Genomic DNA, 10,227 nt, shown 5'->3' on the forward strand with positions numbered 1-10,227 from the left:
ACAATTATATGGACTTAATCCTTATTTATTAATTATTATTAAAAAGGGCTGAAGTAGACGGAGAAATTCCGCCTATTGACCCAAAAAACGGGGAAAAGGGGAGGTTTTTCTTTGTATAAGCGGAAAACCTCCGCTTATTTTCCCCGAAACGAGCCCCATTTTTCAATTAAGCGGAAAATCTCCGCTTATTTTTGCTGGTTACTCGATATAAGAACATTAAAAGGGAGTGAGTTTTATCTCGAAAATCCAAGAGAACCCTACGACTGTCATTTCTGCACGTAATTTAAGAAAAGCACCTCAAAACAGAACCCTTTACTATTCTGAAAAGCTACCTTCCTTTTTCAATTTTTGCGAATTCGCTCCAAGCTCACTCTTCCTGAAAAAAAGGTGGCGCCGCCGCCCATGTCGGCGATTCGGTCGGGTGTGAGTTGGTTGACCAGCTGTTTCGCTCCATCTCGGTCGGCCCAAAGTCCTTGGGTAACCACGACGCCGGGAAGAACACTTTCTCCAACAGTAGCCTTTAGCACACACTCCCCACGATCGTTCCACACACGAACCTGGTCTCCATCCCCAATTCCTAACGGAAGGGCATCCTTTTGATTGATATGCACACGTGGTTCTTTTTCCAGTGTGACGTGTTTTAGATTAGTAGAAAAAGTAGAGTTTAAGAAATTGTGATTAGGTCCTGGAACAAATTGAAAGGGATGGTCCCCGTCATTTATCAATGGTACGTATGTTGGTAAAGGGGGGTGCCCGGCCTCATGCATTCTCTCGGAATATAACTCTATTTTCCCGCTAGGTGTCGCAAGTCTTCCAGGAAACATCGGTTTCACAGTTGCCTTCATATAGGAATGCTTGACGAGAGCATCATAATTGATTCCCTTCAGGCCAGGGTTCCGCGGATAATCTAGGGCTGTAGCAATCATCTCTGCTTCAGTCTCCTCTAAGGCAGGCTCATCCAATCCCATCCCTTTTGCTAGCAATTGGAAGACCTCCACATTTGATTTCGATTCCCCATATGGCTCCATCACAGGTTGCTGAAGCTGAATGTAATGGTGCCAGTAGGAAGTATAAAAGTCTGTATTCTCAAAGGAGGAGGTCGCTGGTAAAACAAGGTCCGCATACATGGCCGTTTCTGTTAAAAATAAATCATGAACCACGAGAAATAAGTCCTCACGTCTAAGACCTTCACGCACCTTCTGGCTAGATGGTGCAACAACGGCTGGGTTCGAGCCGTATACATACAGGGATTGAATTGGAGGATCTAGCGTCAGTAGCGCATCCCCAATTTGATTCATATTAATCGTCCGTGTTGTTTTCTTTTTCAAAAGGTCCGGCCGCTGCAAACCATTTGTATTGAATGCGAGATACGCAGAATTTCCTTTAATCGCACCGCCGCCTTTTATTTGCCATTGGCCGGTAAGGGCAGGTAGGCAGGACACCGTACGGACGAACATGCCGCCGTTATCGTGATGCTGTGGTCCGTTCCCAATTCGAATAAAAGCAGGAGAGGTTGTTCCGTACAGGCGGGCAAGTTTGTAGATATCTTCTGCCGGTACGCCTGTAATGGTGGAAACTGTGTCGGGATCGTATTGGCTAACATGCTCGCGTAATTCCTCATGTCCTACTGTATAGGTTTGTAAAAAATCAAAGTCCACCATGGCTTCCGCAAACAAAATATGCATCACCCCAAGGGCAAGAGCGCTGTCGGTCCCTGGTAAAATCGGAATAAACCAATCTGCTAATCTACCTGTTTGATTTTTGTGGACATCAATCACAATAATCTTAGCGCCATTCTGCTTCCGTGCTTTTTGGGCCAGGGCTACCTGATGCATGTTGGTGCTTGCTGCATTAATCCCCCAAAAGATAATGAGTTTAGATTCGATGGTGTCCTCAGGGTCGACTCCTAGGCTGCTGCCCATGGTATAGCTGTAGCCAACAGAGCCGGCCGAGGAACAAATTGTCCGGTCCAACTGAGAAGCACCTAATTGGTTGAAGAAACGGCGGTCCATGCCCTCTGCGGTAAGCCGTCCCATATTTCCATAAAAGCTGTAGGGAAGGATGCTCTCGGGGCCATCGGATTCAATTAGATCCTTCCAGCGGGTTGTAATCGTACGAATCGCTTCATCCCAGCTGACCCGCTCAAACTTTCCTTCGCCTTTAGCTCCGACTCGCTTGAGTGGATAGTGTAATCGCTTTTCGTCATAAATCCGTTCAGTCATGTTGCGAACCTTGTTGCAAATATGCCCTCTCGTCACCGGATGCTCCGGATCGCCTTCTACCTTCACAATCTTTCCGTCCCTTTTATGCAAGAGCAGCCCACATTGATCAGGACAATCAAGGGAGCAAACAGAACGGAACACCCCATCTTGCTGCATAGACCAATCCTCCTTTGAACAAATGTAATCTTACCTCCTATCTTATCAGAAAATGTGTCAAAGGGGGTCTGTCCCCATGACAAAGGGGGCCTGACCCCAAGTCACACCCCCTTCGTCTTAATTGATTTTCTTTTTATCTTTACTCAAAATGGTAATTTCGTATGGGTCGTTCCGGACTTCTTTGGTTAAGTCATCTGTTTGAATGAAGCTGTTGATCTCATCTTCGATTCGTTTCGCGAGCTCCTTCGCATCGCCGTCGGAGGAATCGACAGATGTCTTAATCGTAATTTGTAGTGGAAGTGGGTGGAAGGAATAAGAAAAGCCACTTACTTTAAACTCTTTGTTCGCCATAAGACCACCGACAAGAATACTAATGATATTATTTTTTCCCCAACGTAATTCCTGTTCGCGCGCCTTCATATCGATTTTACTAATTCGATATTTAAACTTGCCGCCATACAAAGCGGTTGTGGTATCGAGGAACTGCTTCAGTTCTTCAGTTCTTGTTTCTGTTTTTGGAATCGCTACATAGATGAATCTCTCAAACTGATTGATTCTAGCCTCAACTGGGAAGGGCATCTCGTAATGATTTTTCTCAAGATAGGCGATAATCTGCTGCTGAAGGGCTTCACTATCCTTTTGATACTTCTCAACTTTCGGATCTTCCTTTTCAGGAACAATGACTCTTTCACGCTTGGTGATAATATCAAAGCTTCCAAAATTATTGGCGATTAATGCTTTATTCACATTTTTCTCCACTTTGCCCTTGATGTTGTTGTAATCACTCTTTGAGTACCGCAATCCTAATTTTACTTCTTTATCAGGAATGGATAGTTCAAAGGAGCCGAGCTGGTACCCTTTGTCATTGGCGACATCGCCAATCACTTCTGCCGCCGCATATTTATATTCTTCTTGCTGGATAAACAAATGGAAGTAAGGAATCTTTGCGGCTACCTTGGCCGCACCAAGTGACAAATTGGCAGACCCAATTAAGATGACAAAAATGGCGGCAGCGGTGATGCTTGAAAAGAGCACTTTTCTCGAAGCTCTCTTTTTTGTGCCCAATTGTTTTTCTCCGTTTTGCTGCTTGATTTTATTTAAAACATATTGCTTATGTTCGTTCTTAAATTGTAGTTCATCCAATACAGGTTTAGGGTATTTTACATTATTTTTCATAAATATTGCTCCCCTTTAGTGATGTTTTTAATGAATTTCTTCCGCGATGAAGCCTGGTTTTTACTGTATTGGTATTGAGATTTAAAAGTTTGGCAATCTCATCGACGGTACATTCCTCATAATAGTAAAGGGTAATCACTTCTCTCAATTTGAGTGGGAGAGAGAGCACCTGTTGGAAAATCAACTCTTTCTCTTCACTCTCAATCATTTTCATATCCGCTGTAGGTGCCCCACTTTTTAAAATCATTTGTAAAAGGTCTTTGTATTGAAGGTTTCTATAGGACCAACTTTTCAAGACATCCTTGCATTTATTGGCAGTGATACGGTATAGCCAGGTTTTATAAGTCGATCGATTTTGGAATTCGTCAAGGTGGTTATAGCAGCTGATAAATACTTCCTGTGAGATATCCTCGGCCAATTCTTTATTTTTGACATATGTAAATGCAAGTCGGACGACCATATCTCCATATTCATCCATTAACCATGCGAGCTGGTCATCCTTGGATAAATAGCTGATTTCATTAGGAGTTGAATGCTCTTTTCTTTTTATTACATACACTTCAATGTCCCCCTTTCCTACAAACTTAGACGAAGTGAAGTGGTTTAGGTTCCGAAAAAATTCCTGTTAAGTTTAATAGTACCATTTCTCTTGTAAAGGCTTTGTTAAAATTGTCTGTTGATGTCCGCTGCAGGCGCGAGCGGTTGGCGAGAAGAGGTTGATTTTTTTCACACACTTTTCACACATTTATTCCGAAGTTCTGCCGAACCCATGGGCTATACTGAGAAGGTAAGTAAGACAAGCGAAGGAGTGTTGAAGATGAACCTGAAAAAGGGATTGATGGCAGGAGTGGGTGCCCTATTGCTGCTAGGCGGCACCTATCAAATTCAGACTGCACATGCGGCTGATAACCCTCCAACTGTCGAGGCAAAAGAACATAACGGGAACAAGTTCGAGAAGTTAAGTAAATACCAAGAGCAAATCCATCAAGTGAATCAATTGCGTGAAGAACGGTTAGACTTGAAAAAACAAATGGTCGAGAAAAAGGACCAGTTAGTCGATCTATTTTTAGCAGCAAAAAAGAGTGGAAATAAAGAAGCTCTGAAGCAGGTCAAGGAAAGTAAGAAGCAGTTGAAATCAAAAAATGGCGAATTGAAAGCTCTATTAACAAAGGGTAAGGATGAGAGGAAGGCACTGAAGGAGGCTGTAAAAGCGGGAGATGCAACTGAACAGTTCGACAAGGTCATTGCGGCTCAGCAACAAGTCAACGACAAATTAAAAGAGCAGTTAACGCTGCTTGATCAGATGATTGCCAATTTAAATTAGACCGAACCAGGGAGATAGTGTGTTCATACTATCTCTTTTTCCTATATAATTATGGCGAGGTGAAGCCGTGATGAAGCATATTTTTGTGATAGATGATGAAAAGAATATCCGCGATATTTTGCAAAAATACATGGAAAACGAAGGCTATAAAGTCACGCTTTTTTCTGATGGGGAGAATGTGTATCAGGAGATGCTGCGCTTAAAACCCGATTTGCTGGTGATTGATATCATGCTTCCTCATATGGATGGGCTAGAGCTCTGTAAAGAGATCCGCAAATCGAGTGATATACCGATTATTTTTGTCTCGGCCCGGGACGGGGAGTTTGATCGGATATTAGGGTTGGAGCTGGGGGGCGATGACTATTTAACAAAGCCATTTAGTCCAAGAGAACTGATGGTTCGGATTAAAAATCTATTTAAACGGATGGAAAAAACAACGGTAAGTAAACCGCAAATGCTGACGATCCGTGATATAACGATTGATTTTGAACGGAGATACATAGAAAAAGATGGGCTGGAAATCAAATTAACAGCCAAAGAATATGATTTGTTTATTTTTCTAGCACGGAATAAAGGAAAGCCATTCACAAGGGAAGAACTGCTTGAGTTTATTTGGGGGTATGAATATACCGGGGATGGTCGGCTGATTGATGATCTTGTGAAGCGCGTTCGTAAAAAGCTAGAGCAGCACGAGTCTACGGTTGAACTATCAACGATTTGGGGTTATGGATACCGGGTGGATGATTAACATGAAAATTGGCGCAAAGCTCTTATCCACATATTTTCTATTAATTATTAGTATTTTCTTGATTACTAGCCTAACTTTTCATTTCATTGCCCAGCGTTATTTAATTCATGAAACCAAACAGCAACTTCATAAGGAAGCCAGTGTGGTGAGTCAATTACTAGGGAAGACGGTTCTATCAAGCCTAACAGTAAAAGAACAGCTGGTGAATCGCAAGGCGCTGGCACTGTCTGAACGGTTGCTGTCTTCGGAAATGATTATTTGGAGCAAAAATGAGGAAATTATTTATACAGATTTGAAGGATGCGACCCTTGCTGAATTTAGACTAGATCCGAAGGAGAAGTTTGTTTCTGAGACCGTTGCGATCACGTCTAAGAATGGGAAGACGAAGGGATATGTCACCTTGGTGGAACGGCTGGATGAGATCAAAGAAATCAATCTTCTCATGCGAAGGTCACAGTTGATTAGCTTAATTATTTCAGCATTAATTGCAGTTGGTTTGGGTGTGTTTTTTGAAAAAAGTTTAACGCGGCCGATAAGGAGATTAACGGAGCATATGAAACAGTTCTCACTAAAAGGAGAGAACAAGGAGTTAGAGCTGAAGTCAAAGGATGAAGTAGGGGAATTAGCCAACAGTTTCCATGCATTGTCCCACAGGTTGAAGAAGTATGACGAGGATCAAAAGGTCTTTTTTCAGAATGCTTCCCATGAGTTGAAAACACCGTTAATGGCGATTCAAGGAAATGCAGAGGGAATTTTGGACGGAGTGGTGAAAGGTGAAGAAGTGAATGCCAGTCTCAACGTAATTATCGCCGAGAGTCAGCGCTTGAAACGAATTGTCGAAGGCATCACCTATTTAGCGAAGCTGGAGAGTGTCGAGGAGAGCTTTGTATTTAGAGGAGAATCACTTGATAAGATAATTGGTGAGGCCGTGGAGAGTGTCAGGGCACTGGCTGAGCAACGTGGAATCGAGTTGGAAGTGGATAGTTGCGTGATGGAACCGGTTTTGTTGGATCGTGAAAAAATGAAAAGGGCGTTCATTAATTTGTTGGGGAATGCCATCCGGTATTCGAAATTTAAGGTTATTGTGAGATCCGAGATGTTAAAGGACGACACGGGGATCTCTGTAGAGGTGTCGGACGATGGCAAGGGATTCGCTAATGGTGAAGTGACGAAGGTGTTTCAGCGTTTTTATAGTGGTGATGCCGGCGGCTCGGGAATTGGCCTAGCGATTACAAAGGCAATCATCGAAGGCCACGGTGGAACCATTTCTGCCTATAATCGAGAGCAGGGAGGAGCTGTTTTTAGAGTTTACTTGAGGGGTGTACCAAGCTAAACCTAATAAAAAGAAGATACCACCTCCAAGAATGAAACATGGCGGGGTATCTTCTTTTTATTGTTTGGTCCTATTATTAAGCAACTAGGGCTTGAAAAACTTAAGTACACCATTGATCAATCCACTCACCAATTTGTTCTGGTAGGTGTCACTTGTCAGGTTGGCTCGTTCCGTCGGATTGGAGACGAAGCCAATTTCCACTAAGACAGCGGGTGCTTCATTATCTCTAATCACTCGAAAGCTCTCATCCTTTATTCCTCTACTAAAGGCTCCAGTTGCTGTAATAAGTTCGTTCTGGAGCAATGTCGCTAATTGCTTGCTTTCCGCCGGCATGACACCGTCCTCAGAATTGTGATAGGCCTCAATACCTGATGCACTTGTGCTGGTAGATGAGTTGACGTGAATACTGATAAAAGCGTCCGGTTTAATAGAGTTGGAGTATATCACTCTATTATCTAGTGAAATAAATTCATCCTTACTTCTTGTCATGTAGACTGTCGCACCATGTTTTCTAAGCGCTTCTGCAAATTTTAAGCTTACTTGTAAATTGATGTTTTTTTCAAACACTCCTGCCGCATTAGCTCCGCCATCATAACCGCCATGCCCAGGATCAATAATAATTGTTTTCCCAATTAATTCATTCGTGATTGGTATCCAGACACCGTTGGACTCTAGGAAAAATTCCTCGCCGTTTACTGTAATCCAGCCTGTTTGCATGATACCGTTAGTATCGGAATAGTACCATAGCCCTTTATCTTGGAACCAACCAGTTAACAAAGCTCCTGATTGATTTAGGTAGAACCACTTACCATCAAGTTTGAGCCAGCCTGTTTGCATTGCCCCGTTACTTTTAAGATAATATTTCTTATTGTTATCTAGTACCCAGCCCGTCTGCATTTGGCCTTGGTCATTAAGATAGTACCATTTGCCGCCGTCAAGCACCCATCCCGTTTTCATGGAAAAATCATTCGCAAAATAGTACCAGATGTTATTTAATAATAACCAGCCTTTTTTAAGCGAACCAGTTGCATCTGCGTAATATTTCTTGGCATCGACCACAATCCAGTCGCCAGCATTCAGAACTCCCTCATTATTAAAATAGTAAGTTTTACTATCCAATGTAGTCATTCCGGTTGTTAGCGCTCCACTATTATTAAAATAGTATTTTTTTCCTTGTTCATCAACCCAACCTGTTTGCATAACCCCATTTGTATCAATGAAGTATTTCTTTCCATTGTCGGTTACCCAGCCGGTTTGAACAATTCCTTCGAGATTGGAAAAATACCATTTGCCATTTACGAGTTTCCAACCAAAGACTAGAGTTCCGTCTGTGTTAAACAGATACTTTTTTTCTGCAATTTCAGTTACAGTCGTTGCAGCAGAGCCATCGATTTTAAAAAAGTATTTCTTTCCATTCACTTCTTGCCATTGATTTGCCAGCATAACTCCATCATTATTCAAATAGTATAATTTGGAATTTACCGATAGGAGACCACTACTTCGCTCGCCGCTTGAATTTAAGTAATACCAATCCGTTCCTTGTAACAGCCAGCCAGTTTTCATTGAACCATCTGCTTGAAGGAAGTACCATTTTTTATTGATGTTAACCCATCCTGTTTTCATAGCACCATCTGCCTGCAGGTAATACCATTTTCCTTTGTCAAGGAGCCATCCTGTCTTCATTACACCTTTGGAATCAAGGTAATACCATTTATCCCTTATAAAGATCCAGCCTTTTACAGTAGCATCATTTTGGTAGTAATACCATTTGCCATTTTCAAGCTTCCACCCAGTGGTCGCCGCATAAGATGGAGATAAACCGGTCCCCAAGTTCATTAGTAATATTGCAAAAATCGATAAGAGTAAAATTTTCTTCTTCAACGCTAAAATTCCCTTTCTGTGCTAAGTGTCACTCTAAAGAGTCGCTACAGTCTCAAGATACCGAGCTGTATTCCTGCCTCTACTAGATTTCTCACACTCCTTTTGCTCTAGAGGTCTTGTGTAGTTTTTTACCAAAAACTATTAGTCTATCCTTAATTTGTTAATTTAATATTAAACTGTATTTACTATAATGTGAAGCGAAAATCGACAATCTTTTTTCTCTCTTATTATTGAAAACGCTTATTTGGATGGGTTTTGTTGAAAATAGACGAAGTGTGTCTTTTGAAAAATTCACCTGATGGGCAGGCACCCAATAATCCAGTCATTCGTAAGATAGGGATAGGTAGAAACAAGGAGGGGAAGAGCTATGTATCCTTATTCAAATTACTCTGATGCTTTAAGCAGACAACAAAATAAGTTGATTCAAGATATTGAAAAAGCGATTAACGGGGAATTTAGTGCGATCAAGTGTTATGAGAAAATTGCAAAAATGGCCACGAAGGAAAAGCAGCGGAAGCAAATTCTTGAGATACGAGAAGATGAAAAGAAACATTATCATCAATTTGTAAGGATCTACACAAGTCTGACTGGCAGACAGCCTCAACCAAAGGTTTCGGAGGAGTGTCCGAATACCTATGTGAAGGGTTTGGAGTTTGCATTAGTGGATGAGCAAGAAACGGTGGATTTTTATCTTGATATAGCGGATGAAGCAACCGATCCATATGTTAAGGAAGTTTTCCGTAGAGCAGCGGCAGACGAGCAAAATCATGCGGTGTGGTTCCTGTATTATTTTACGAAAAATAAACAATAGAAAAAACAGGGCTGACAAGGGGAGGGTACTCTCACGGGGTCAGCCCTGTTTTTTTGTGATTTGGGTTAGTCATCATTGGAGTCTCCACCGTAGTCCCCATCGTTATTGAGGTCTCCATCATCTGAGTCATTGTGGTCACCATCATCGGATTCGTCTGAATCAATCGTATTGAAGGCAGAGGCATGATACGGGTCGTTGCTATAACTTTTAGAGGCAGATGCAGCAGTTTGGCCTTTACTTTCAAGGCTAGGGAAGATTAGAAACGCGGCAATGATTGCTAAGGTACCAAAGAATTCCTGTACACCAAAAATAAGATACACACCATACACAAAAAGGAAAATTCCAATCAGCCATTGTATTATTCTTATCGCCTTCAGAAGCATCCCCCCAGAAGTAATTAAAAACAATCCGCCATATAAAAATAAATATTACCACCTAGGACTTTTTATACATTATTTAGGGAATCGTAACTTGATTGCAACATATCGGCGGGAGGGAAGTCGATTATAGAGTTAGTCGTCATTCGTGAGTATTTCTCGCTAAAAAATGTTTGAAGAGTCAAGCCCATTATTATGT

Annotated in this window: 9 protein-coding genes; 4 read left to right on the forward strand and 5 right to left on the reverse strand. The window is 41.9% G+C overall.

What is annotated here, in order from left to right:
* Positions 1 to 341 precede the first annotated feature (341 nt).
* The 3 genes from ABES03_RS24415 to ABES03_RS24425 all read right to left on the reverse strand — a co-directional run bounded on the left by ABES03_RS24415 (position 342) and on the right by ABES03_RS24425 (position 4,113).
* The gene (locus tag ABES03_RS24415) at positions 342 to 2,378 is read right to left on the reverse strand and encodes a molybdopterin-containing oxidoreductase family protein (RefSeq protein WP_430121600.1); all 2,037 of its coding nucleotides are present in this window, start codon (positions 2,376 to 2,378) and stop codon (positions 342 to 344) included.
* A gap of 117 nt (positions 2,379 to 2,495) precedes the next feature.
* A complete protein-coding gene (locus tag ABES03_RS24420) occupies positions 2,496 to 3,554 on the reverse strand; it encodes a DUF4030 domain-containing protein (RefSeq protein ID WP_430121602.1) in 1,059 nt (352 codons plus the stop codon).
* Positions 3,544 to 4,113, reverse strand: coding sequence for a sigma-70 family RNA polymerase sigma factor (locus tag ABES03_RS24425; protein ID WP_430121604.1), 570 nt, complete (start codon positions 4,111 to 4,113; stop codon positions 3,544 to 3,546). Before ABES03_RS24425 ends, ABES03_RS24420 begins: the two co-directional genes overlap by 11 nt.
* Positions 4,114 to 4,371: 258 nt before the next feature.
* Between ABES03_RS24425 and ABES03_RS24430 the strand changes: the two genes are divergently transcribed.
* From ABES03_RS24430 to ABES03_RS24440, 3 genes are all read left to right on the forward strand, one after another.
* Positions 4,372 to 4,878, forward strand: a complete 507-nt coding sequence (locus ABES03_RS24430) for a hypothetical protein (RefSeq protein ID WP_430121606.1) — start codon at positions 4,372 to 4,374, stop codon at positions 4,876 to 4,878.
* Positions 4,879 to 4,948: 70 nt separating this feature from the next.
* Positions 4,949 to 5,626, forward strand: coding sequence for a response regulator transcription factor (locus ABES03_RS24435; protein ID WP_430121608.1), 678 nt, complete (start codon positions 4,949 to 4,951; stop codon positions 5,624 to 5,626).
* A 1-nt stretch (position 5,627) separates the two neighbouring features.
* Entirely contained in the window at positions 5,628 to 6,959 is a 1,332-nt protein-coding gene (locus tag ABES03_RS24440; RefSeq protein ID WP_430121610.1) for a sensor histidine kinase, read from the forward strand.
* 84 nt (positions 6,960 to 7,043) lie between these two features.
* On the opposite strand, the gene ABES03_RS24445 is transcribed toward ABES03_RS24440, so the two are convergent.
* Positions 7,044 to 8,840, reverse strand: a complete 1,797-nt coding sequence (locus tag ABES03_RS24445) for an N-acetylmuramoyl-L-alanine amidase (RefSeq protein ID WP_430121612.1) — start codon at positions 8,838 to 8,840, stop codon at positions 7,044 to 7,046.
* Between the two features lie 367 nt (positions 8,841 to 9,207).
* Here ABES03_RS24445 and ABES03_RS24450 point away from each other — a divergent pair, with 367 nt between their 5' ends.
* Positions 9,208 to 9,651 carry a ferritin-like domain-containing protein gene (locus ABES03_RS24450; protein ID WP_430121614.1) on the forward strand — a complete coding sequence of 148 codons (444 nt, stop codon included), beginning with the start codon at positions 9,208 to 9,210 and terminating at the stop codon, positions 9,649 to 9,651.
* A gap of 65 nt (positions 9,652 to 9,716) precedes the next feature.
* On the opposite strand, the gene ABES03_RS24455 is transcribed toward ABES03_RS24450, so the two are convergent.
* A complete protein-coding gene (locus ABES03_RS24455; RefSeq protein ID WP_430121616.1) occupies positions 9,717 to 10,034 on the reverse strand; it encodes a hypothetical protein in 318 nt (105 codons plus the stop codon).
* Positions 10,035 to 10,227: the final 193 nt, after the last annotated feature.

Origin of the sequence: Neobacillus rhizosphaerae (assembly GCF_050477885.1) — a bacterium.
GTDB classification, from domain to species: Bacteria; Bacillota; Bacilli; order Bacillales; family Cytobacillaceae; genus Neobacillus; species Neobacillus rhizosphaerae_A.

Excerpts from the sequence above, each read along its gene's own strand:
- ABES03_RS24415 (WP_430121600.1), bottom strand. The coding sequence starts at position 2,378 with ATGCAGCAAGATGGGGTGTTCCGTTCTGTTTGCTCCCTTGATTGTCCT.
- ABES03_RS24420 (WP_430121602.1), bottom strand. The coding sequence starts at position 3,554 with ATGAAAAATAATGTAAAATACCCTAAACCTGTATTGGATGAACTACAA.
- ABES03_RS24430 (WP_430121606.1), top strand. The coding sequence starts at position 4,372 with ATGAACCTGAAAAAGGGATTGATGGCAGGAGTGGGTGCCCTATTGCTG.
- ABES03_RS24435 (WP_430121608.1), top strand. The coding sequence starts at position 4,949 with ATGAAGCATATTTTTGTGATAGATGATGAAAAGAATATCCGCGATATT.
- ABES03_RS24440 (WP_430121610.1), top strand. The coding sequence starts at position 5,628 with ATGAAAATTGGCGCAAAGCTCTTATCCACATATTTTCTATTAATTATT.
- ABES03_RS24450 (WP_430121614.1), top strand. The coding sequence starts at position 9,208 with ATGTATCCTTATTCAAATTACTCTGATGCTTTAAGCAGACAACAAAAT.
- ABES03_RS24455 (WP_430121616.1), bottom strand. The coding sequence starts at position 10,034 with ATGCTTCTGAAGGCGATAAGAATAATACAATGGCTGATTGGAATTTTC.